General features: G+C 64.6%; 19 protein-coding genes. 4 read left to right on the top strand and 15 right to left on the bottom strand.

Features of this window, described 5'->3' with window-relative positions:
* The 6 genes from cnbZ to JQ616_RS23395 all read right to left on the bottom strand — a co-directional run bounded on the left by cnbZ (nt 1) and on the right by JQ616_RS23395 (nt 7,204).
* Entirely contained in the window at nt 1–744 is a 744-nt protein-coding gene (gene cnbZ, locus JQ616_RS23420) for a 2-amino-5-chloromuconate deaminase CnbZ (RefSeq protein ID WP_212018462.1), read from the bottom strand.
* Between the two features lie 193 nt (nt 745–937).
* Nucleotides 938–4,039, bottom strand: coding sequence for a multidrug efflux RND transporter permease subunit (locus JQ616_RS23415; RefSeq protein ID WP_212018460.1), 3,102 nt, complete (start codon nt 4,037–4,039; stop codon nt 938–940).
* An 83-nt stretch (nt 4,040–4,122) separates the two neighbouring features.
* Nucleotides 4,123–5,316, bottom strand: coding sequence for an efflux RND transporter periplasmic adaptor subunit (locus tag JQ616_RS23410; RefSeq protein WP_212018458.1), 1,194 nt, complete (start codon nt 5,314–5,316; stop codon nt 4,123–4,125).
* Nucleotide 5,317: 1 nt separating this feature from the next.
* Nucleotides 5,318–6,004, bottom strand: coding sequence for a TetR/AcrR family transcriptional regulator (locus JQ616_RS23405; RefSeq protein ID WP_433995993.1), 687 nt, complete (start codon nt 6,002–6,004; stop codon nt 5,318–5,320).
* Nucleotides 6,005–6,083: 79 nt separating this feature from the next.
* Nucleotides 6,084–6,674, bottom strand: coding sequence for a thiamine pyrophosphate-dependent enzyme (locus JQ616_RS23400; protein WP_212018454.1), 591 nt, complete (start codon nt 6,672–6,674; stop codon nt 6,084–6,086).
* Nucleotides 6,671–7,204 (bottom strand): thiamine pyrophosphate-binding protein, encoded by a 534-nt coding sequence (locus JQ616_RS23395; protein WP_163153037.1) that lies wholly within the window; start codon nt 7,202–7,204, stop codon nt 6,671–6,673. The genes JQ616_RS23400 and JQ616_RS23395 overlap by 4 nt, the downstream gene beginning before the upstream one ends.
* A 208-nt stretch (nt 7,205–7,412) precedes the next feature.
* Between JQ616_RS23395 and JQ616_RS23390 the strand changes: the two genes are divergently transcribed.
* From JQ616_RS23390 to JQ616_RS23375, 4 genes are all read left to right on the top strand, one after another.
* Nucleotides 7,413–8,636: a cytochrome P450 gene (locus JQ616_RS23390; protein WP_212018452.1), complete on the top strand. Its 1,224-nt coding sequence runs from the start codon at nt 7,413–7,415 to the stop codon at nt 8,634–8,636.
* Nucleotides 8,637–8,757: 121 nt separating this feature from the next.
* Entirely contained in the window at nt 8,758–9,972 is a 1,215-nt protein-coding gene (rocD, locus tag JQ616_RS23385) for an ornithine--oxo-acid transaminase (RefSeq protein WP_212019140.1), read from the top strand.
* Nucleotides 9,973–10,520: 548 nt separating this feature from the next.
* A complete protein-coding gene (locus tag JQ616_RS23380; protein ID WP_349630042.1) occupies nt 10,521–11,930 on the top strand; it encodes a Spy/CpxP family protein refolding chaperone in 1,410 nt (469 codons plus the stop codon).
* A gap of 228 nt (nt 11,931–12,158) precedes the next feature.
* Nucleotides 12,159–12,851, top strand: a complete 693-nt coding sequence (locus tag JQ616_RS23375; protein ID WP_212018448.1) for a potassium channel family protein — start codon at nt 12,159–12,161, stop codon at nt 12,849–12,851.
* A gap of 24 nt (nt 12,852–12,875) precedes the next feature.
* Here JQ616_RS23375 and JQ616_RS23370 read toward each other — a convergent pair whose 3' ends face one another.
* From JQ616_RS23370 to JQ616_RS23330, 9 genes are all read right to left on the bottom strand, one after another.
* Nucleotides 12,876–14,021, bottom strand: a complete 1,146-nt coding sequence (locus tag JQ616_RS23370) for an alpha-hydroxy acid oxidase (RefSeq protein ID WP_212018446.1) — start codon at nt 14,019–14,021, stop codon at nt 12,876–12,878.
* A gap of 106 nt (nt 14,022–14,127) precedes the next feature.
* A complete protein-coding gene (locus JQ616_RS23365) occupies nt 14,128–14,991 on the bottom strand; it encodes a sugar phosphate isomerase/epimerase family protein (RefSeq protein WP_212018444.1) in 864 nt (287 codons plus the stop codon).
* Nucleotides 14,991–16,184 carry a dihydrodipicolinate synthase family protein gene (locus JQ616_RS23360; RefSeq protein ID WP_212018441.1) on the bottom strand — a complete coding sequence of 398 codons (1,194 nt, stop codon included), beginning with the start codon at nt 16,182–16,184 and terminating at the stop codon, nt 14,991–14,993. The genes JQ616_RS23365 and JQ616_RS23360 overlap by 1 nt, the downstream gene beginning before the upstream one ends.
* Nucleotides 16,185–16,199: 15 nt before the next feature.
* Nucleotides 16,200–17,351, bottom strand: a complete 1,152-nt coding sequence (locus tag JQ616_RS23355; RefSeq protein ID WP_212018440.1) for a Gfo/Idh/MocA family protein — start codon at nt 17,349–17,351, stop codon at nt 16,200–16,202.
* A complete protein-coding gene (locus JQ616_RS23350; RefSeq protein WP_212018438.1) occupies nt 17,348–18,754 on the bottom strand; it encodes a hypothetical protein in 1,407 nt (468 codons plus the stop codon). The genes JQ616_RS23355 and JQ616_RS23350 overlap by 4 nt, the downstream gene beginning before the upstream one ends.
* Nucleotides 18,755–18,768: 14 nt before the next feature.
* Nucleotides 18,769–19,617: an ABC transporter ATP-binding protein gene (locus JQ616_RS23345; protein ID WP_212018436.1), complete on the bottom strand. Its 849-nt coding sequence runs from the start codon at nt 19,615–19,617 to the stop codon at nt 18,769–18,771.
* A 166-nt stretch (nt 19,618–19,783) separates the two neighbouring features.
* Entirely contained in the window at nt 19,784–20,782 is a 999-nt protein-coding gene (locus tag JQ616_RS23340; RefSeq protein ID WP_212018434.1) for an ABC transporter substrate-binding protein, read from the bottom strand.
* A gap of 58 nt (nt 20,783–20,840) precedes the next feature.
* Nucleotides 20,841–21,650, bottom strand: coding sequence for an ABC transporter permease (locus JQ616_RS23335; RefSeq protein WP_212018432.1), 810 nt, complete (start codon nt 21,648–21,650; stop codon nt 20,841–20,843).
* A 185-nt stretch (nt 21,651–21,835) separates the two neighbouring features.
* Entirely contained in the window at nt 21,836–22,489 is a 654-nt protein-coding gene (locus tag JQ616_RS23330) for a TetR/AcrR family transcriptional regulator (protein ID WP_249137156.1), read from the bottom strand.
* Between the last annotated feature and the right edge of the window lie 43 nt (nt 22,490–22,532).

Raw genomic sequence — 22,532 nt, 5'->3', positions numbered from 1 at the left:
CTAGATCACCACTTCCCGCAGCACCCGCCTGCAATCCATCTCGTATTCGAGATCGATCACCGGCGGGCGGCAGAAGTGCCAGGTCAGGCCCGAGCGCGTGGCGCCGCGGCGGACCAATTCGTCGGCCATCACCGGATGGATGTCGTGCACGGTGTAGGCCTGCACCGCCGTCGTCTCCTGCCAGCCGAAGCTGAACTCGGCGAGGCGCCGCTCCATCTCACCTGCGGTGAAGCGGACCTTCTCCCGCCACGCGCCAGGACTGAGATCACGGTAGCAAACGATGCGGTCGGGATAGGGGGCGGTGCCGCCGCGCGCCTCAGCGCCGCCGGCGATCACGAAGGACGGCGACGTGCTCGTGCTCGGCCGCGTGAACGAGAACGCATGGAACGACGGCTCGGCCGGCGGATCGATTTCGGGACAGACATTGCTGCGCGCCACCGGATTGATGGCGCCGTCGAACAGGCCCCATTCGGCGAGCGTCTTGACATAGTGCTGGTTGAAGGCGCGGAAGCCATCCTCGGTGAAGGCGGCCGGCGAGCGCAATTCGCAGGCACAGAACGAGGTCAGCGGCCGGCCGGCGCCCTTGATGTAGGCCGCGATCCGCGCAAAGCCTTCCGCAAGCGGCACCAGGCGGTCGAAGCGGACCCGCTCGATCTCGTAGCCGGCGTTCGCCTGCGCGCCGCTTGAATACTGGAACACCGCCGGAATGAACCGGTAATTGCCCGCCGCAAACTCGCTCGCCATGCCAGTTTCCTCCAGATCTTGTCAGGGGAGCATAGCGTTTTCGAGCGAAGTGGTCTCCCGGTTCGCGTGAAGAAAACGCGTCAAGCCAAAAAGTCTTCTGCCCGCCCGTCGGCAGAAGCTATCACGAGACAAAGAAAAGGCGGCAGTGGCTTTCGCCAGTGCCGCCTTTCCTGCGAGCATGAGCCTAGAGGGCTCAGGTTGGTTTCAGTGCGCCGCCGCGGCCTTCGAGTTCGTAGTCGGCGATCTGCTTGGCGCGGTCCGAACGGGCCGCGGCCTGGTGGTCGGTCGCGATCACCGTGTAGACCATCGGCAGCACGAACAGCGTGAACAGCGTGCCGATCGTCATGCCGGTGACGACGACAAGCCCGATCGAGAAGCGGCTGGCGGCGCCGGCGCCCGAAGCGGTGAGCAACGGCAGCAGGCCGGTGACCATCGCCGCCGTCGTCATCAGGATCGGACGCAGACGAATCCGGGCCGACATCTCGATCGCCGAGCGGCGGTCCAGTCCTTCGTTGAGCTGCAGTTCGTTGGCGAACTCCACCATCAGGATGCCGTGCTTGGTGATCAGTCCGACCAGCGTCAGCAACCCCACCTGGGTGTAGATGTTCATGGTGGCGACGCCGAAGAACAGCGGGATCAGGGCGCCGACGATCGCCATCGGCACCGAGATCATGATCACGAACGGATCGCGCAGGCTCTCGAACTGCGCCGCCAGCACCAGGAAGATGATAATGATGGCGAACGCGAAGGTGACCAGCAGCTGGTTGCCTTCATGGACGTATTGCCGGGAGTCGGCGAGGAAGTCGTAGCTGAAGCCGGTCGGCAGCTTCTTGGCTTCGCCTGTCAGGAACTCCACCGCCTGGCCCATCGAGACGCCGGGCATCGGCACGGCCTGGAAGGTCGACGAGTTGAGCTGGTTGTAGTGGGTCAGAGCGTTCGGATCGACGCCGGTCTCGACCGACACCACGGTCGACAGCCGCACCAGTTGCCCGGTCGCGGTCGGGACATAGTAATCGTTGAACGCTTCGGGCGCGAGCCGGTTGGCGCGCGGCACCTGCGGGATCACCTGATAGGAGCGGCCTTCCAGGTTGAAGCGGTTGACATAGTTGCCGCCGAGCAGCGTCGCCAGCGCACCGCCGATCGACTGCATGGTGATGCCGAGGTCGCTCGCCTTGGAGCGATCGACCTTCACCCGGACCACCGGCTGGTTGAAGTCGAGGTCGCTATCGGTGACGATGAACAGGCCGCTCTTGCGCGCGGCTGCCTTCAGCTTGTTCATCTCGTCGAAGACCTGCTGGAATCCAGCCGTCGACGAGATCACCATCTGCACCGGCAGGCCGCCGGGGCCGCCAGGCAGCGGCGGCAGGCTGAACGCGAACGCGTTGATGCCTTCAAGCTTCGACAGCTCGGCCTGCATCAGCGGCTGCAACTGCTGCGCGGTACGCTTGCGCTCGTCCCACGGCTTCAACAGCGCGCCGGCGAAGCCGCCCTGCGGACCGGTGATGCCGTTCAGGATGAACCGCAGGTCGGTCTCGGGAAACTTCTGGAACTCCTTGTCCATCTTGTCGCCGTAGTAGTCGATGTAGTCGATGTTGGCGTATTTCGGCGCCTTGGTGATCGCGAACACGATGCCCTGGTCTTCCTGCGGCGCCAGCTCCTTCTGGATGTGCATGTAGAGGAAGCCGACCAGGCCGAGGATGGTCAGGGCGAACAGCGCCGTGATCGGGCGGTAGTCGAGCGAACGGTCGAGCAGGCGGCCGTAGCCGCGGGTCATCGCACCGAACACGCGGCTGACCAGCTTGGCGAAACGCCCCTCTTCCGAGCTCTTGAGGAACACCGAGCACATCATCGGCGACAGCGTCAGCGCGATCACGCCCGACACGATCACCGAGCCGGCCAGCGTGAAGGCGAATTCACGGAACAGCGTGCCGGTCACGCCACCGAGGAAGCCGATCGGCGCGTACACCGCCGCCAGCGTGATCGTCATGGAGACGACGGGGCCGACGATCTCGCGGGCGCCTTTCAGCGATGCCTGCACGGGTGGCAGGCCCTCCTCGAGATGTCGATGGATGTTCTCCACCACAACGATGGCGTCGTCGACCACGAGGCCGATCGCCAGCACCATCGCCAGCAGCGTCAGCAGGTTGAAGCTGAAGCCCGCGGCCAGCATCAGGATGCAGACACCGACCAGCGACAGCGGAATGGTGACCACCGGAATGATCACCGAGCGGAACGACGCCAGGAACAGGAAGATGACGACGACGACGATCAGCACCGCTTCCGTGAGCGTCTTCTCGACCTCGTCGATCGACGATTGGATGAACTTGGTGGAGTCGTAGGCCACCTTCATCTTCATCGACGGCGGCAAATTGCGTTCGAGATCGGGGAACAGCGCGCGCACGCCCTTCACAAGACTCAGCGGGTTGCCCTGCGGCGTCGCCTTGATGCCGATGAAGATCGCATGCTCGCCGTTGAAGGCGACGCTGGCGTCGGTCGACTGCGCCGCGAGCTCCACCGTCGCGATGTCCTCGATGCGCACGAAGCCGCCGTCTTTCGACTTCACGATCATTCGCTTGAACTGATCGATGTTCTGAAGGTCGGTGTTGGCCGAGACGTTGGAGACGATGAAGAACCCCTTGGTCTGGCCGGCGGCCGCCTGGAAGTTGTTGGCGGCGATCGCAGCCGCAACGTCGTTGGGCGACACGCCGCGTCCGGCCATCCGGGTCGGATCGAGCCAGACGCGCATCGCGAAGGTCTGACCGCCGAGGATGTCGGCCGATGCGACGCCGTCGACCGTCGAGAGCACCGGCTGCACGACGCGGGTCAGATAGTCGGAGATCGCCGATCCGGTGAGCTCCTCGCTGGAGAAGCCGAGATACATCACGGCGATGGTGTCACCGGTCGCCTTGGTCACGACCGGGTCGAAGGCTTCCTTCGGGATCAGATATTTGACCGAGTTGACCTTGGCGAGCACCTCGGTGAGCGCCTGGTTCGGATCGTGGTTGAGCTTGACATAGACCTGGATCGTCGAGGTGCCGAGCACCGAGTTCGACGTCATGTAGTCGACGCCCTCGGCCGAAGCGACCGCCTGCTCGATCGGCGTCGTGATGAAGCCGTTGATCAGCTCGGGCGACGCGCCGGGATAGGACGTCGTGATCGTCACGACGGTGTTCGAGAGATTCGGATATTGCCGGATCGGCAGCACCATCGCCGCGCGCAAGCCGATCAGCAGGATCAGCAGGCTGACGACGACCGACAGCACCGGGCGCTTGATGAAAATATCAGTGAAGGCCATCGCCAACTCGATTCGTGTTGTCTGCCGATATTCGGCGCAAGTGGCGGAGGGCCATCAGGCCCTCCGAGTTCAAATGATCAGGATTAGTAGCGCGGCGGCTCGGCCGGCACCGGCGGCGGCGGATCGGTCGAGATCACGACCGCCATGCCCGACTGCAGCTTGATCTGGCCGACGGCCACGACCTTGTCGCCGGCCTTCAGACCCTTGAGGATCTCGACGCGACCTTCGACGCGCTTACCGGTCTTCACGAAGGTACGGTCCGCGGTCAGCGTGGTCTTGCCGTCGTCGCCCTTCTTCTCGGTGATCAGGAACACCGAGTCGCCGTACAGCGTGTAATCGACCGCTGTTTCAGGAACGGTGACGACCGGCGGCTGCTCGGGCAGCACGATCGTGGCGGTCGCGAACATGCCGGGCTTGAGGATGCTGTCCGGATTCTGGATCGTCGCCTGCACCTTGATGTTGCGGGTGTCGGTCGCGATCTGCGGCTCGATGGTCGTAATCTTGCCGTCGAAGGTGCGGCCCGGATAGGCGTCGACCGCAATCCGCACGGTCTGGCCGACCTTGATCTGCGAGCTCTGCTTTTCGGTCACGGTCATGTTGGCGTACAGCACCGACAGATCGGTGAGCGACACGATCTGCGTGCCGGCCGTCAGATACTGGCCGACTTCGACCTGGCGAACGCCGAGATCGCCTTCGAACGGCGCGCGCACCAGCTTCTGCGAGATCAGCGCTTCGGTCTTGGCAATGCCCGCCTTGGCCTGGTCGTAGGTCGCCTGCGCCGTGTCGACGGTCGACTGCGGCCCGAACTGGCGCGAGGCCAGCTGCTTTGCGCGGTCGAGCTGCTGCTCGCCGACGGTTGCCTGCGCCTTGAAGCTGGCGAGGTCGCCCTGCTCCGGTGCGTCGAACAACTGCACCAGCGGCGTGCCCGCCTTCACATGGCTACCGGCGGTGAACTGGATCTCGGTGATGCGGCCCGGCACGTCGGTGGTGACGTTGACCTGGTGCACGGCAACGAGATCGCCGACGGCGGTCAGCAGATTCGGAATCACTTCCGTCTTCGCCTCGACGGCCGAGACGTTCGACGGCGGCGGCTTATTGTTGGCAAAGAACTGCGCGATCATGTGGCTGCGGAAGGCGTTGAAGCCGACCAGCGCGCCGACCAGCAGGGCCAGCAGCAAGCCCACGATGATGAACCAGCGCACCATCTTCACGGGACGCCTGGCTTGCTTCTCTTTGATCGGTTGGCCCGAGATGTGGCCTTCGGTCTGAATGTTCATGTCATGCACTTTCTGCAGTTACCGACGGTCCTGCGCTCGGCGACGGCTGGCGGCCCAAATGAGTTGAAATTGCGGCCTCGGTAAGTCCGATGCCGCGAAGAATGAATTGGCTGAGCTGCCGCTCGGTGGCAGCGGCATCGCCGTAGGGGAGACATGGTGTCGCAGGCAGCTGCGTCAGCGCGGCCATAAGCACGGTGTGATGCGCAAACCAGAACAGGTTGAGCGGATCGTCGCCGATCCGCGTCGCCTCGCCGGCAGCGATCGCCCGCTCAAGCGAAGCGGCGAAGGTCGGGCCGATCAGCTTGCCGACCTTGTCGTAGAGCAGGCGCGCAAACTCGCCGTCGTCGAGATGGCTCGTCACCATCAGGCGCATCCGCTGCGCCTCTTCCTGGTCCGGCGCATCGCGCAGCTGCATGAAGTGGCCGACCATGCCCTCCACCAGTTCGACCAGCGTCGCAGTCGACGGCTCCTGGCCGAGCAGATGCGCGAGATCGGGATCCGCCTCGCACTCTTCGGCAAGGATTTCGGCGTAGAGCGCCGCCTTCGACGGGAAGTGCTTGAACAGCAGCCCTTCCGAAATGGCAGCCGCGGCCGCCACGCTCTTTGTCGTGGTGCCGGCAAAGCCGTTGCGGGCGAAGCATCGCTTTGCAGCGCTCAGGATCAACTGACGCCGCAAGTCACTCGTCATGCGTAAGGTCGACATTTGGGTCGTGAGTAATCACTCACTTTACCAAAAGTCAAGGTTCTATTGCACCGCGAAAGCCACTTTAAATTGGAGTGTGGCCGATCGATCCCCTGATGCGGTTCACGATGTAGGTGCCGTCGCGGCTGGACAGCACGCGCTCCAGATTGGCCCCGTCGATCTTCGCGCTGGCGAACCGCGGCCCTGCCATAACGTCCTGCAAAGACGAGGCAAAAGCCTCGACCTCGGCCATCGTGCTGATCGCGCGGCTATTCCCGATTCCGCAGGCTTTGGCAACACCGACGAGGTCGGCGGTTCCACCGGTATGGCTGGTCTGGCCACCGGTTTCGCCATACGCCTCGTTGTCCAGCACGATGATCGAGAGGTTTTTGGGCTGCTGCAGGCCGACAGTCGCAAGGCTTCCCATGCCCATCAGCATCTCGCCGTCACCGGTGATCACGACGACCGGCAGCGTCGGCTGGGCCAGCGCCAGGCCGAGTCCGATCATCACCGCGCCACCCATGCCGCCCCAGAGGTAGAAGTTGCGATCATGGTCGCCGGCGGCGGCGATGTCATAGGTCGAGGCGCCGAGGCCTCCGATCGCGAAGGCGCCCTTGCGATCTCGCAGCAGTTCGGAAACCACGGCGCGGCGGTCGAGGAGATTGGCTTTGCTCATTTGGTGAAGACCTTTGCCCCGATCAGGCGCTGCGACAGCAGGACGGCGGTTGGCGTGCAGGCGTTGTAGGCCTGCGCCGCGCCGGCCTCGACGACCTCGCGGACCTCATCCGGACGCGAAGCACGCAGCACCTTGATCCCCGACAATTCGAGAATGCCTTGCGTGTTCGACCCCATCGGCACCTGCCAGGGATTGAACTCGCCCCATTCGCCGCGCATCGTCACCAGCGTGAGGAACGGCAGGCGGAAGATCTGCACCAGCGACAGCATGTTGATGCAATTGCCGACGCCGCTCGACTGCATCAGCAGCACGCCGCGCTGGCCGCCGGCCCAGGCGCCTGCGAGCAGCGCCACGCCCTCCTCCTCGGTCGTCAACGCGATACCGCGCATCGAGGATGATCCCAGCACCCGCTCGATCAACTCCGAATGCCCGGCGTCCGGCACGTAGGGCACCTGGCGCACCTCGAAGCGTTGCAGGATCGAGAAAATCTCCTCGGGCCAGGAGGCCGCAGTCTCGGCACGGGCATGCATCGGCGTTTCCAGTTCTCTATTATTTGGCCGGGACTGTAGTGGGCCACGCGCGCTTCATCAAAGCGCAATACCGCATGTGGCTCTGCGATTTACAGGCATCACGCGGCGCGCGGTGCGCTGTTCCGTCAGCTTGCAAATTGTGTTGCGTGGCCGCCGCTCGCGGCTTACGATAGTTGCAAATGAAACTAATCAGGGCTGGATATCCGCCATGGACGGGCACGCGCGAGAGCTGGCTGACGGCTTCGACCTGGAAAAGCTGACGCCTGAGTTCTACGCCAACCCCTACCCGACCTATCGCGCGCTGCGCGAGACCGCGCCGGTCAAGCGGCTGCCGAACGGCTGCTATTTCCTCACCCGCTACGACGACCTGATCGCCGCCTACAAGAACACCAAGACGTTCTCCTCCGACAAGAAGAAGGAGTTCTTGCCGAAATACGGTGACTCGCCGCTGTACGAGCACCACACCACAAGCCTCGTCTTCAACGATCCGCCGGCGCACACCCGCGTGCGGCGGCTGATCATGGGTGCCTTGTCGCCGCGCGCGATCGCCGGCATGGAGCCGGACCTGATCGCGCTGGTCGACAGCCTGCTCGACCGGATCGAGACCCGCAACCGCTTCGAGCTGATCGAGGATTTCGCCTCGGCGATCCCGGTCGAGGTGATCGGCAATCTGCTCGACGTGCCTCACGACGAGCGCGAGCCGCTGCGCGACTGGTCGCTGGCAATCCTGGGCGCGCTGGAGCCGGTGATCGGCAAGGAGGCGTTCGACCGCGGCAACACCGCGGTGAAGGATTTTCTCGGCTATCTCGAAACCCTGGTCGAGCGTCGCCGCGCCAAGCCGGGCAATCCCGAGCGCGATGTGCTGACGCGATTGATCCAGGGCGAGGACAATGGTGAGCGGCTGACCGCAAAGGAATTGCTGCACAATTGCATCTTCCTGCTCAACGCCGGCCACGAGACCACGACCAATTTGATCGGCAACGGGCTGGTGACGCTGTCGCAAAATCCGGATCAGAAGCAGCGGCTGATCGCGCAGCCCGATCTGATCAAGACCGCGGTCGAGGAGATGCTGCGCTACGAAAGCTCGAACCAGCTCGGCAACCGCATGATCGTGGAAGAGACCGAGCTCGGCGGCATCAAGCTGCCGGCCGGCTCGCTGGTCACGCTGTGCATCGGCGCCGCCAACCGCGACCCCGCGCAATTCCCCGAGCCCGAAAGATTCGACGTCGCACGCACGCCGAACCGCCACCTCGCCTTCGGCACCGGCGCGCATCAATGCGCAGGGATGGCGTTGGCGCGCCTCGAGGGCGCCATCGCGATCTCGCGGTTCCTCAAGCGCTTCCCGAACTATCTGCTCGACGGCGAGCCGGTGCGCGGCGGCCGGGTGCGCTTCCGCGGCTTCCTCAGCGTGCCCTGCAGCATCAACGCATAGAGAGTATTGCCCCCGCGAATTTGGCCGGTAGCCCACTTCCCTGTGGAGGAACTGACACCCAAATCAACTGCAGGCACGAATTGATGTAATCTCTCGTGCGCTGAAGCGGGAGTGACGCATGATGAATGCATCGGTCACTAATTTCCTCGCAACCGAAGCGCAGTTCGGCACCTACAATTACGAGCCGATCGGGGTGGTCCTGTCCCGCGGCGAAGGCGTCTGGGTCTGGGACATCGATGGCAACCGGTATCTCGACTGTCTCTCCGCCTATTCGGCGGTGAGCCAGGGCCACTGTCATCCGAAGATCCTGGCAGCAATGATCGAGCAGGCGCATCGGCTGACGCTGACCTCGCGCGCCTTCCACAACGACCAGCTCGCTCCGTTCTATCGTGAGCTCGCGGAGCTGACCGGCTCGCACAAGGTGCTGCCGATGAACAGCGGCGCCGAGGCGGTGGAGAGCGCGATCAAGTCGGTGCGCAAATGGGCCTATGAGATCAAGGGCGTGCCGGACGGGCAGGCCGAGATCATCGTCTGCGCCAATAATTTTCACGGACGTACGCTCGGCATCGTCGGCTTCTCGACCGACCCGGCGTCGCGCGATCATTTCGGCCCGTTCGCGCCGGGCTTCAAGATCATCCCGTTCGGCGATGCCGCGGCACTCGAGCAGGCGATCACGCCGAACACCGCGGCCTTCCTGGTCGAGCCGGTGCAGGGCGAAGCCGGCGTCATCATTCCACCGCCGGGCTATTTCGCGCGCGTGCGTGAGCTGTGCACCGCGCGCAATGTGATGCTCGTGCTCGACGAGATCCAGACCGGGCTCGGCCGCACCGGCAAGCTGCTCGCCGAGCAGCACGAAGGCATCGAGGCCGACGTGACGCTGCTCGGCAAGGCGCTGTCGGGCGGCTTCTATCCGGTGTCGGCGGTGCTCTCGAACAACGCCGTGCTTGGCACGCTGCGGCCGGGCCAGCACGGCTCGACCTTCGGCGGCAACCCGCTGGCCTGTGCGGTGGCACGCGCAGCGCTGCGGGTGCTGGTCGAGGAAGGCATGATCGAGAACGCGGCGCAACAGGGCGCGCGGTTTCTCGCCGGATTGCAGGACATCCGCGCCAACGTCATCCGCGAGGTGCGCGGACGCGGGCTGATGCTGGCGATCGAACTGCACCCGGAAGCCGGCGGCGCCCGCCGTTACTGCCTGGCGCTGCAAGCGCGCGGCATCCTCGCCAAGGACACCCACGAGCACACCATCCGCATCGCCCCGCCGCTGGTGATCACGGCCGATCAGGTCGACTGGGCGTTGGAGCGGATTGCGGCCGCCCTGACCCAGGATGTCTCCTGACGGTTCCCTGCGTCGGAAGACCGCACCGCCGGCTGCGGCCGACAAGAACGATTTCGACATCTGTGCGTTGAAGCTCTGCGGGCAGGGATGGACGGAGAGCCACGCTCATGCCTCCCCGCGGGATTTACTTTGCTGTACTTTTCGTTGGTGCCGCGACGCTCGCGGCGAACGGCGCGGCCGCCCAACCACACGATCCACACGCAAGAGGTGGAGCCCCAGCGGCGGCAGCACGTCCAGCCGCGCCGCCGGCGATGGCGCGTCCCTCCGCACCGATGGTGCACGCTACCCCACCCGCAATGGCAAGACCGCCTGCAATGGCTCGGCCACCTGCGATGGCTCGACCGGCCGCACCTGCGTTCCATGCCCCGCAGCGACCGGCGATGGCGCCACGCCCGGCGCCGCATTTCGCCGCCCCATCACCGCACCAGGCTCCCCATATCGCCGCGCCACGCGTCGCAACGCATCGACCCGAATTCCGTCGTGGGGCACCGCCGCAGCGCCCTGCTCCCCATTTGGCCACGCCATCACGCCCGAGCCCACCGTCGCGCGTGAGCGAGCGGCCGTCGCAGACCGAGCGAATTCAACAGCGCGCGCAACAGCGGCAGCAGCTCACCCAGCAACGCCAGCAGGCCGCGCAGCAGCGGCAGCGCGACACGCTCTCGCGCCAGACCACCGAGCGGCAAACCCGGATCGATCGCCTGCAGCAACGGGTGCAGCAGTTGCAGTCGCAGAATGTCCAGGGCGCACGCGCGCAACGCGCCCATGACCGTGCCCTGCAGGCGCAGAACCGCCTGCTGCAGCGCGAGCAGCGCTCACAGCAAGCCGACCTTGCGCGGCAGCAGCGATTGGGGCCAGCAGCGACGGTTGGGGCCGCCACCGCAACCACCGCCGCGACGCAAGCGGCCCAGCGCGAGCGATTTGCCGCGCGCTTCCGCGAGCAGGCCGGCGCGCAAGGCCAGGCGGCGCTTGCAGCGCGCCAAGGCGGCTGGGCGCCGCGGAATGCCTGGCACCGCGGCCACCGCGCCGCGTTCGTGGCGTGGCTTGGCCCGGTGTTCCTGCCTTATGCCTATTCGGACATCTTTGACTACACGTTCTGGTCCTATGCCTACGAGCCCGGCTATTGGGCCTACGCCTACGACGACTTCGTCGACACCGTGTTCTGGGACACCAACAGTCCCTACTCCGCCTATGCCAGCATCGAGCCCGGCGATTATCAGTCGATCGCAGGCCGCACTCGATCCCGTCAACGCGCCGATACGAGCCCGCAGGCGATCAAGCAGCTGTGCGGTGAACCCGACAAGGGCGTCACGGCCTGGCCGCTTGCCGCCATCGCGCGGGCGGTACGCCCGGACCAGCAGCAGCGCGCCTTGCTGGACGATCTGAAGGCTGCCGCGGCGCAGGCGGCCAATGTTTTCAAGGACTCCTGCACCGACAGTTATGCCTTGACGCCAACCGGCCGCTTGCGGTCGATGCTGAACCGCATCAGCGCAACGCTCGAAGCGATCAAGATCGTGCGGCCTGCGCTGGAAAATTTCTACAGCGCACTCAGCGACGAGCAGCAGGCCCGCTTCAATACGCTTGGTCCACATGTCGGCGAGCGTTCGCCGCAACAGCAGGACACGACCGCGCAATCCGGCAATTGCGGCGATTCGAAATCTGACCTGGCCCAATTGCCGATCAACCGGATCGAGGCCTCGCTTCATCCGGCGGGCAAGCAGAAGGAAGCGCTCGACCGCTTGAGCAACGCGACCACGAAGGCCATTGCGGACCTGCAGGCGGCCTGCCCGAACGATGTGCCGCTGACCCCGGTCGGCCGGCTGGAGGCGATGCAGCACCGGCTCGAGGCCATGCAGAAGGCCGCGCAGCTGATCGAGCCTGCGCTCGACAAGTTCTACGCCATGCTGAGCAGCGAGCAGAAGGCACGCTTCAACTCGCTGCAGCAGGTCGCGAGCCCCTAGAGCCTTTTCCGTTCCGATGGAATCGGAACGGGGCTCTAGATTCGTGTTTTAGCGCGTTTTCTTGACGCGAACCGGGATCCACTTCGCTCGAAAACGCTTTGAAGCCGCCGGCCTGCGATCTTCACCGCCCGGTGCACGCGACGCCGGTTTCCCGTCTTGCGTTTGTGGCCGCCGCAAAGCAATGTTCGGCACCGGCATCCTGATGTCATGCCGAGTGGCGGGGCGGGAATGAAGCGCAATTGGACGAGCATCGGTGATCTGCGCGAGCGCTGGGGCGACTCCCTGCTGACCGTGCTCACCGTCCTGATCATGATCATGATGTTCGTGATAGCGCCGCTCCAAGCCCTCGGCCTGTTCGAATTCCAGATCTTCGAGCTGCTGCTCGCGCTCTTCCTGGTCGGCGGCGTGTTCCTGATGTCGGGAAGCGCAATCGCGGTCACCGCGATGCTGGTTGCGCTTGCCATGATCGTCACGGGGGGAGTCCTGAGGCTGCGTTCGCCCTCGATCCTCGACCTCAATCTGTTCGCCGGCTCGTGGCTGATCGTCGGCACCACCCTCGCTGTGACGGTGGCTCGTGCGACGTTTGCGCCGGGCCGCGTCACCTATCACCGCGTCGTCGGTGCCGTCCTGCTCTATCTCTCCGTGGCCGTGATCTTCTCGGCACTCTACACCTTCATCGGCACGCTGCTGCCGAACGCCTTTTCCGGGATGAAGATGGAGGACAGTCCGGCGCTGGCGAATCAACTGATCTATTTCAGCTTCATGACGCTGACGACCACCGGCTATGGCGACGTCGCCCCGCTGCACCCGATCGCACGCAGCCTGTGCAATCTCGAGGCGATCTTCGGCCAACTCTATCCCGCAACGCTGCTGGCGCGGCTCGTCACGCTCGAGATCACGCACAGCGATCAGGATTCGTGAGCGCGATGCAGCATAGCCGGGCGGCTATCTGAACCGCAGGTTTGCCCGGGAGAGCTGGCTGATCGAGGAACACCCCATCAGCCGCATGTCCCGCACCAGCTCCGCCTGCAGCAGACCGAGCGCCCGCTCGACTCCGGGCTGGCCGGCCGATGCCAGTGGATAGAGATAGAAGCGACCGAGGCCGACAGCCTTGGCGCCCAGCGACAGCGCTTTCAGCACGTGGCTGCCCCGCTTGATGCCGCCGTCCATCATCACATCGATCCGGTCGCCCACGGCATCGACGATCTCGGCCAGCTGATCGAACGCCGCCCGGGAGCCGTCGAGCTGCCGGCCGCCATGGTTGGACAGGATGATGCCGGTGCAGCCGATCTCGACGGCACGCTTGGCATCCTCGACCGACATGATGCCCTTCAGGCAGAACTGGCCATTCCACTCCCGCACCATTTTGGCGACGTCGTCCCATGTCATGGCGGGATCGAGCATTTCGGTGAAGTACCGCCCGATCGACATCGCGCCGCCGCTCATGTCGACATGCTCGTCGAGCTGCGGCAGCTTGAAGCTTTCATGGGTGACGTAATTGATGGCCCATGCCGGCTTGATGGCGAATTGCAGCATGCCGCCGAGCGTCAGGCGGAACGGAATCGAGAACCCGGTCCGCAGGTCGCGCTCGCGGTTGCCGCCGGTGATGCTGTCGACCGTCAACATCATGACGTCGACGCCGGCCTGCTTGGCACGCTGCATCATCGCCGTGTTCAAACCGCGATCCCGGTGGAAATAGAACTGATAGACCTGCGGCGTCGCATAGGCCTTGCGCAATTCCTCGAGGCTCACGGTCCCGAGGGACGACACGCCGAACATCGTACCGAATTTCGATGCCGCGGCCGCGACGGCCCGTTCCCCATCATGGTGGAACAGGCGCTGCAGCGCGGTTGGCGAACAATAGAACGGCGTCGCCAGCTTCTGCCCCATCACGGTGACCGAGAGATCGACGTTCTCTACGCCGCGCAGCACATTGGGCACCAGGTCGCACCGCTCGAAGCTCGCGGTGTTCTGCCGAAGCGTAGCCTCGTCGTCCGCGCCGCCGTCGATATAATTGAAGATCGGCCCCGGGAGCCGCCGCCGCGCCAGCTCGCGGAAATCATGAAAATTGTGGCAATGGCTCAAACGCATGTCGTGCTCCGAAGATCCGGACCGCGGCGTTCAACGGCGCTCTGCGCCGTTCACACCACAGCACCCGGAATAGCGGGCACGCTTCGCCTTGTCCACCGGCCCTGGGTCAAACCACGGAGCGGTGCCGCTCGATGCACGTCGCCAAGACCTCATCCATCGGCCTCGTCCACCAGTCGTTCGAGAAGATCTCGATCTCCGAATAGCCGGCAAAGCCCTGCGCCTCGACCATTGCACGCACCGATTTGATGTCGATGACGCCGTCGCCCATCATGCCGCGGTCGTTGAGGATGTCCTTGGTCGGCACCAGCCAGTCGCAGACATGGAACGCGAGCAGCCGGTCCTTGCCGGCGCGGACGATCTGGCTCTTGAGTTCGGGATCCCACCAGATGTGATAGACGTCGAGCGCGACGCCGATCGCGCCGCTGCGGCCGGGATCGAGCGCGTCACAAATATCAAGCGCGTGCTTCGTGGTGTTCACGCAGGCGCGGTCGGCGGCATAGGCCGGATGCAACGGCTCGATCGCGAGCGGCAATTTTGCCTGTTTCGCATAGTCCAGCATCTCGGCGATGCCGTCATGCACCTGCGAACGGGCCGTCGCGATGTCCTTGGACGCCGTGCTGCCCGGCCGCGAATATTGCGGCAGGCCGCCGACCACGAGCACGATGCAGGAAGCGCCGAGCGCCGCCGCTTCGTCCACCGCGCGGCGGTTGTCGTCGCGCGCCTCGCTGCGATGCGCGTGATCCGCCGTGAACATGCCGCCGCGGCAATAGCCCGACAGATCGAGCCCGGCGTCCTTCACCGCGCGCACGGCACGGTCGAGGCCGACGGCTGCGACCTGATCGCGCCAGGGATCGATGGCACGGATGCCGTGGCGCGCGCAGGCGTCGATGATGGCAAGCAGATCGCCCTGCTTGCGGACGGTTGCCGTGTTCAGCGACAGCCAGCGGTGATCGTCGGAAAAATCACGCATCAGGTGTCGATGCCGCGTGTGGTCAGAATGGCCTGCATCCGTCGTGTCGCAAGCTCCGGATTGGCGAGCAGCCCCGCCTGGTCGGCGAGCCGGAACAGCTCGGCGAGATGCAAAGTCGACCGCGCACTCTCCTGGCCGCCGACCATCGTGAAGTGATCCTGGTGGCCGTTGAGATAGGCCATGAAGACGATGCCGGTCTTGTAGAAGCGGGTCGGCGCCTTGAAGATGTGGCGCGACAGCGGCACCGTCGGGCCGAGCACGTCATGGAAACCGGCCTCATCGCCCGCCGCCAGCCGCGACAGCGCATAGGACGCCGCCGGCGCGATCGCGTCGAAGATGCCGAGCAGTGCGTGGGAGAAGCCCTTGTCGTCGCCGGCGATCAGCTCCGCATAATTGAAGTCGTCGCCGGTATACATCTTCACGCGCGGATCGAGCCGCCGCCGCATGTCGATCTCGCGCTGCTTGTCGAGCAACGAGACCTTGACGCCGTCGACCTTGGCCGCATTGGCGTTGATGATGGCGACTGCCGTGTCCATCGCCTTGTCGAGATCGGCCGTGCCCCAGTATCCAGCCAACGCCGGATCGAACATGTCGCCGAGCCAATGGATGATCACGGGTTCGCGGACCTGCGACAGCACGCGGTCATAGACCTTGGCATAATCGTCCGCGGTCCTGCCAAGCTTGGCCAGCGCGCGCGAGGCCATCAGGATGATACGGCCACCGGCTTTCTCCACCGCCGCGACCTGTTCCTCATAGGCCCGGATGACGTCGTCGATCGACTTCGCATCCTCGACCGCGAGATGATCGGTGCCGGCGCCTGAGAACACCAGCGCATTGCCCTTGGCCTTGGCAGCCTTCACCGAGCGCTGGATCAATTCCAGCGAGGTCGCCCAGTCCAGGCCCATGCCGCGCTGCGCGGTGTCCATCGCCTCGGCAACGCCGAGGCCGAGGTCCCAGACATGCTCGCGGAACGCGATCGTCCTGTCCCAGTCGATCGCGGCCGTCAGCCAGGGATCGACGTCGGCACGGGGATCGGCGACCACATGGGCGGCCGAGAACGCCACACGATTGAGCGTGCCCTCGAGCTTCGCCGGAAAGGTCCGCGACGCCGCAAGGCGATAGGTCTCGAGGACTCCGCCAGCGGTCGGCAGCTTCAGCGACAGCGACGAGATCGGCAGGACTGACTTGTTCATGACAAAAGTCCCTTCTCAGACTACGATCGGGGCGACGTCGACCCAGCGCCGCTCCTTCCAGCTCTTCAGCGCGCATTCGGCAAGCTGCACGCCTTTGGCGCCTTCAAGCAGGGTGTATTTATAGGGCGCATCCTCGCAGACATGGCGGATGAACATTTCCCACTGCTCCTTGAAGCCATTGTCGTAGACGACGTTCTCCGGGAGCTTCTGCCAGTCGGCATAGAAATCGTGCATGCGCTTCTCGTCCGGATTCCACACCGGTCGCGGCGTCGCCTGGCGCGCCTGGATCACGCAGTCGGTCAGGCCCGCAACCGCCGAGCCATGGGTGCCGTCGACCTGGAAGGTGACGAGGTCGTCGCGATAGACCCGCGTCACCCAGCTCATGTTGATATGCGCGATCACGCCGCCCTTCAGACGGAAGGTGGCGTAAGCGGAATCGTCGGCGGTCGCCTGGTATTTCTTGCCCTTCTCGTCATAGCGCTCCGGAATATCGGTCGTCCCGATGCAGACCACGCTCTCGACCTCGCCGAAGAGATTGTCGAGCACGTAGCGCCAGTGGCAGACCATATCCAGGATGATGCCGCCGCCGTCCTCAGCGCGGTAGTTCCAGGACGGCCGCTGCGCTTCCTGCCAACCGCCCTCGAACACCCAATAGCCGAATTCGCCGCGCACCGAGAGCATGCGGCCGAAGAAGCCGGAGTCGCGCAGGAAGGCGAGCTTCTTCAGGCCGGGCAGGAACAGCTTGTCCTGCACCGTGCCGTGCTTGAGCCCCTTGGCGTTGGCGAGCTTCACGACCGCAACGGCTTCTTCCAGATTGGTCGCGATCGGCTTCTCGCAATAGACATGCTTGCCGGCATTGATCGCCTTGGTCAGCAGCGAGGGCCGCGCCTGCGTGGTGGCGGCATCGAAGAACACGGTGTCGTTGTTGTCGGCGAGCGCGCGATCGAGATCGGTGGTGTGGCGCTCGATGTCGTAGCGTTTCGCCAGGCCGGCGACCTTCTCGGCGTCGCGGCCGACCAGGATCGGATCGGGCATGATGCGGTCGCCGTTCGCGAGCTGCACGCCGCCCTGCTCGCGGATCGCGACGATCGAGCGGATCAGATGCTGGTTGAGCCCCATCCGGCCGGTGACGCCGTTCATGATCAGGCCGAGGCGTTTGGTCGTCATACTGTCTGCTCCTGCGAAACGCGTGGTGTTGGCCGCTTCAGCGGCTGCATGGTGGACCAGTCCGGATGGACCGAACTGGCAAAGCCCGGTGCGGCGGCGATCGATCCGGTCAGGAGATCGCCGTCATGGATCGCGAGGCGGACCTTGCCGCCTGCGCGGGTGTAGAGATCGGGATGCGCGGTGAGGAAGGCATCGGCCTCGTCAGCGGGCGTATCGGCGAAGCCGTCGACGTAATGGTGGCCGTTGCGCTCGGCATGGGGGACGCCGATCAGCGCGCCGAGCGCGAGGTCCTGCTGCACGCCGAGCCCGGCCTGGCAGGTCAGGTCCTCGCTGCTGATGAAATACCGGTTGCCATCCGCGCTCCACGCTGCCGCGCGCGTCGCATTGATGACCGACTTGTAGATGCCCTTGCACGATTTCGAGGAGATGCCGCGATAACCGAGCGCCCGCACCTGCGGGAATGCATCGTAGGAATCGTCGGCCTCGTCGATGATGAAGGTCCGCGCCGCCAGTTTCCCGAGCGGCGAGGCCTTAGTGATGTCGCGCGGCATCGGCTGCTCGATATAGAGCAGGTTCGCCGCGATCGACCGCAGTGCCGCGTCCTGGTCGAGCCGCTCGACCAGCGCGTTCAGTGCGGCAAGGTCAGCATATTGCTCGTTGGCATCGAGCGTGACTTTGGTGGCGTAGGGCAGCTTGGCGAGCTCGCTGCCGATCCGTGCCAACCGCGCCGCGTCATGCGTGGGGTCGCCGTTGAGCTTGAGCTTGAAGTAGCGTGCCCCCGCGTTCTCGTTCGCGTCGGCGACACCGCCCTCGCCTTCGACCTTGTCGTCCATCCCGACCGTATGCCTGACGGCGACGCGGTCGAGCCGCTGGCGCGTCGCAAGGAACCGCGCGATCGCGGCATCCTCGAGATCGGTCGCCAGCCGCGCGTCGATGCCGGCGATATTGCCGGCCATGCCGTCGAAGACATTCGCGCCGGCTGCGCGCAGCAGCGCATCCAGGATCGCCTTGTCGATCTCAGCCGGGCCAAAGCCGGCGGCGAGCGCTGGAATGTCCTCCGCGGCACAAGCCGCAACCTGCAACCCGATACACGCGGCGTGCAGGCCGAACGCAGTGTCAAAACCCTTGTTCGCCAGATAGAGCTCGCGTGCAATCGCAAGCGAGCGGCGAAGCCCGTCGAGCGATTGCGCTTCGGTCAGATGCGGCCGCTTGTCGAACCATTTCGGCGCCAGCATTTCGGCGCTGGCGCCGGTCGCCCGGCCCTTGCCCTCCACCTCGATCTCGACCCGCACGAACAGCTGCGTCGACGCCGTGATCGTCACGGCGCCGAAGCGGAACGGCCGGGCAAACACCAGCGACCGTTCGAAGAAGACGATATCTTTGACTGCGAGACGAAGCGGCATCGAAGGCTCGGGTGTTAGTCCAGTGACCCCTGCGTGAAGAAATGCTTGCGGATCCGCTGCACCAGCTCGGTGAAGACGGGATCGGACATCGTCTCCAGCGAGCGCGGCCGCGGCATCGGCACGTCGTAGACCGCTGCGATCGCACCGGGCCGCTCGGTCATCACGAGCACGCGGTCGGCGAGGAACACCGCCTCGGGGATCGAGTGTGTGATCAACAAAACCGTCTTGCCGGTCTCGCGCTGGATCCGCATCAGCTCGACATTCATCCGCTCGCGCGTCATCGCATCGAGCGCGCCGAACGGCTCGTCCATCAGCATGATCTTGGGATCGTGCACCAGCGCGCGGCAGATCGAGGCGCGCTGCTGCATGCCGCCGGAGAGCTGCCAGGGCAGCTTCTTCTCGAAACCTTCGAGCCCGACCAGCTTCAGCAGCGCCTTGGCGCGGGCGAGATACTTGTCGCGCGGCAGCTGCTTCATATCGATCGGCAGCATCACGTTGGAGAGGATGTTGCGCCACGGCAGCAGCAGCGCGTTCTGGAACACGATGCCGACATTGCCGTGCGGCTTGGTCACCGGCTCGCCGTCGACCAGCACCTCTCCGGTCGTCGGCGGCAGCAGGCCCGAGATCATCTTGAGCAGCGTGGACTTGCCGCAGCCGGAGGGCCCGACCACGACAAAGAACTCGCCGTCATTGATGGTGAAGTCGAGCGGTCGCAGCGACGGCACGTCGCCGTCGCGCGAGCGGTAGGTCTTCGATACGCCTGACAGTTTGATGCCCGGCGCAGCGCCGGCCGCACGGTCGGATACCAGGCGCAGATGCGCGGCGGGCTGGATGATATCGGCTGGCTTGGTTGCTGGGTTCATCGCGCCTCTCTCCACCCGTCGTCCCTGCGAAAGCAGGGACCCATACGCCGCGGCTTCTCGTTCGGGCACATGGAGAGAGACCTTTCGCGACAAATAAGATCGGTGGTTATGGGTCCCTGCTCCGTGCGCAATCGCGCACTCGGCAGGGACGACAGTTGAGTGTGGGTCACGAATTACCCTTCGGCAGATAGTCGTTGGTGTAGAACGCCTTCGGATTGGCCTTCGCCTTGGCGTCGAGACCGCCATATTCGACCATCAGATTGACCGACTCGGTCATGTTCTGGTCGGTGACCTGGAACGGCCGCTTGTCCTTGGTTTCAGGCGTGCGATAGAGCGGGATCGTCAGCTCAAACCCCTGCGTCAGCGTCCCGATCTTGCCGCCCTTCGGATTGGCGTCGAGGATCGACTGCGCGGCAGCCTTGGGGTCCTTCTCCGCGGCCTCCACCGCCTTTGTCGTCGCCGACATGAAGCGGCGCACCAGATCGGCATTGGCTTTCACGTAGTCGGAATTCGCGATGATGCCCGACGACACCATGTTGATGCCGTAGTCGGCGAATTTGATCGGATAGACGTCCTTGCCGGTGGCGTCCTTGATCTTCATCGACTGGTCCATGACGTAGCCGAGCAACAGATCGGCTTGGCCGTTGATCACGGCATTGAGCTTGGTCTGGCCGTCGCCGGCGACGGTGTTGAAGTCGCTTTCCTTCAGGCCGGTCTTCTTCAGGAACAGCGGCCAGATCTGGGTCATCGAATCCGCCGGAGTGATCGCGACCGTCTTGCCCTTGATGTCCTCCGGCTTCCTGATGTTCTTGTCGACAAAACCCATCGCCGACATCGGGCTTGTCTGCAGCAGCACGCCGGTGGCAATCACCGGCGCGCCCTTCACCGCCGCACGCATCATGGTGGGCACGTCGACATAGCCGAAATCGGCGGTCTTGGCGGCGACCGCCTGCGTGGTCGCGGCCGAGCCGCGGCCTTCCTGGATCTCGAGGTCGATACCCTCGGCGGCATAGATGCCCTTGGCCTTGCCGTAATAGAACGGCGCGTGCTCGCCGTAGACGTACCAGTTCAGCATCAGCACGACCTTGTCGGCCGCCGCAGCCGGTGCCACCGCAAGCGCGGTCCAGGCCAGTGCCGCGCCGGCGACCGCAATCAAACGCTTCATGGTTGTTCTCCCTTTATTGTCCGCGGCCCTTGTGTGGGCCGCTTGTTCGGTTGCCGCGCTAGGAAGCGAAGCTGATGTCGTCGCGCTGGCTGACGTGCCAGGGGATCACCAGCCGTTCGATGCGGTCGACGATCCAGAACAGGATGACGCCGAGCAGCGCCAGGATCACCAATGCGGCGAACATCGTCGGCAGGTCGAAGGTGCCGATCGAACGCTGCATCACATAGCCGATGCCGGAATTGGACCCGACGAACTCGCCGACGACGGCACCGACCACCGCGAGCGTCACCGAGACCTTCAGACCGGAGAAGATCGCGGGCATCGCGTGCGGCAGGTTGACTGCGCAAAACACCTTGAAGCGGCTGCCCTGCATCGCGCGCGCGAGATCGACCATGTCGGGGTCGACCGACTTGAAGCCCTGCACCGCCGAGACCACGACCGGGAAAAAGCCGAGCAGAAACGCGGAAATCACCTTGGGGATGATGCCGAAGCCGAACCAGACCACGAACAGCGGCGCGATCGCGATCTTCGGTACCGATTGGGAGAACACCAGCAGCGGATAGACGTAGCTCTCGACCGTCTTCGAGCCCGCGATCAGCATCGCAACGGGAATGCCGAACAGCGCCGAGAGCAGGAAGCCGCAGATCGTCGCATAGGTGGTCGGCCAGGACTGCCGCAGCAGTTCCGGCCAGTCGCTCCACAGCACCGCGACGACGTCGCCGGGCGACGGGATCTGATAGGCCGGGATGTGGAACAGGCGGATCGAGAGGTCCCAGGCCACCACGATGACCACCAGGAACAGGAACGGGCGCACCCACGCCGCATTCAGCACCTTCGACAGGCCCGAAGGGCTCTTTGCCTCCGCCACGCCACGCTCCCTTGCAGTTTCTCAGTTCGGCTAGAAATTAACCCGTTGGATAAATACTGTCCAGCCCCTCGCACGCGGCAAAATCGCGCCGAAATCCCCTACTTTCGTCAGGTGAAAGATTTTGGGCTCGAATGTTTTGTAGTCTTCGTGGCCCGGATGAGCGGAGCGAAATCCGGGCTACGTGCTCAAATCACCCGGTGTTCCGCGGCGCGCGGCACCGGCATCGCGCCGAACGCGGCGGTGGACTTGCCGGTCAGCGCGGCCAGTACCAGCGCGGTCATGTGTTCGAGGCGCTCGTCGCGGGCGTCTTTCTTGAGCAGGTCACGGCCGAAGATCACGCTCAGGGTGGCGCTGTTGGAGAGATAGAAGAACGCGAGCCCCGCGATCGAGATATAGAGCTGCACCGGATCGACCGCGACGCGGAAATCGCCGCTCTCGACCCCGCGCGTCACTACGGTGCGGATCATCTCGACAAAGGGCGAGTGCATCGACTTGACCTTGGTCGAGCGCTTCAGGTGTTTTGCCTTGGCGAGGTTTTCCGTGTTCAGCAATGCCAGGAACTCGGGATTGCGCAGAAAATAGTTCCACGTGAAGTCGATCAGGCGCCCGATCGCCTCGGGCGGATCGAGATGCTCGAGGTCGAGCGTGCGCTCCTCGGCACGAATCTTCTCGTAGGCGCCTTCGAGCACCTCGAGATAAAGATCCTCCTTGTTGCCGACGTGGTAGTACAGCATGCGCTTGTTGGCGTCGGCATTGGCCGCAATACGGTCGACCCGTGCGCCGGCAAGGCCATGGGCGGCGAATTCCTGCTTGGCCGCCTCGAGAATCCGCAGCCGCATCCCCTGGGGATCGCGCTGCCATCTCTGTATCCGCTTTGCCTTG

It is taken from the genome of Bradyrhizobium tropiciagri, assembly GCF_018130545.1.
Classification (GTDB): Bacteria; Pseudomonadota; Alphaproteobacteria; order Rhizobiales; family Xanthobacteraceae; genus Bradyrhizobium; species Bradyrhizobium tropiciagri_A.
The sequence above is the reverse complement of the archived record's forward strand: the minus strand, read 5'-3'. Positions and strand labels throughout refer to the sequence as shown.

What these genes read in the sequence shown, in the direction of transcription:
- cnbZ (WP_212018462.1), bottom strand. Translation starts at nt 744, where the DNA reads ATGGCGAGCGAGTTTGCGGCGGGCAATTACCGGTTCATTCCGGCGGTG.
- JQ616_RS23415 (WP_212018460.1), bottom strand. Translation starts at nt 4,039, where the DNA reads ATGGCCTTCACTGATATTTTCATCAAGCGCCCGGTGCTGTCGGTCGTC.
- JQ616_RS23410 (WP_212018458.1), bottom strand. Translation starts at nt 5,316, where the DNA reads ATGAACATTCAGACCGAAGGCCACATCTCGGGCCAACCGATCAAAGAG.
- JQ616_RS23405 (WP_433995993.1), bottom strand. Translation starts at nt 6,004, where the DNA reads ATGACGAGTGACTTGCGGCGTCAGTTGATCCTGAGCGCTGCAAAGCGA.
- JQ616_RS23400 (WP_212018454.1), bottom strand. Translation starts at nt 6,674, where the DNA reads ATGAGCAAAGCCAATCTCCTCGACCGCCGCGCCGTGGTTTCCGAACTG.
- JQ616_RS23395 (WP_163153037.1), bottom strand. Translation starts at nt 7,204, where the DNA reads ATGCATGCCCGTGCCGAGACTGCGGCCTCCTGGCCCGAGGAGATTTTC.
- JQ616_RS23390 (WP_212018452.1), top strand. Translation starts at nt 7,413, where the DNA reads ATGGACGGGCACGCGCGAGAGCTGGCTGACGGCTTCGACCTGGAAAAG.
- rocD (WP_212019140.1), top strand. Translation starts at nt 8,758, where the DNA reads ATGAATGCATCGGTCACTAATTTCCTCGCAACCGAAGCGCAGTTCGGC.
- JQ616_RS23375 (WP_212018448.1), top strand. Translation starts at nt 12,159, where the DNA reads ATGAAGCGCAATTGGACGAGCATCGGTGATCTGCGCGAGCGCTGGGGC.
- JQ616_RS23370 (WP_212018446.1), bottom strand. Translation starts at nt 14,021, where the DNA reads ATGCGTTTGAGCCATTGCCACAATTTTCATGATTTCCGCGAGCTGGCG.
- JQ616_RS23365 (WP_212018444.1), bottom strand. Translation starts at nt 14,991, where the DNA reads ATGCGTGATTTTTCCGACGATCACCGCTGGCTGTCGCTGAACACGGCA.
- JQ616_RS23360 (WP_212018441.1), bottom strand. Translation starts at nt 16,184, where the DNA reads ATGAACAAGTCAGTCCTGCCGATCTCGTCGCTGTCGCTGAAGCTGCCG.
- JQ616_RS23355 (WP_212018440.1), bottom strand. Translation starts at nt 17,351, where the DNA reads ATGACGACCAAACGCCTCGGCCTGATCATGAACGGCGTCACCGGCCGG.
- JQ616_RS23350 (WP_212018438.1), bottom strand. Translation starts at nt 18,754, where the DNA reads ATGCCGCTTCGTCTCGCAGTCAAAGATATCGTCTTCTTCGAACGGTCG.
- JQ616_RS23345 (WP_212018436.1), bottom strand. Translation starts at nt 19,617, where the DNA reads ATGAACCCAGCAACCAAGCCAGCCGATATCATCCAGCCCGCCGCGCAT.
- JQ616_RS23340 (WP_212018434.1), bottom strand. Translation starts at nt 20,782, where the DNA reads ATGAAGCGTTTGATTGCGGTCGCCGGCGCGGCACTGGCCTGGACCGCG.
- JQ616_RS23330 (WP_249137156.1), bottom strand. Translation starts at nt 22,489, where the DNA reads ATGCGGCTGCGGATTCTCGAGGCGGCCAAGCAGGAATTCGCCGCCCAT.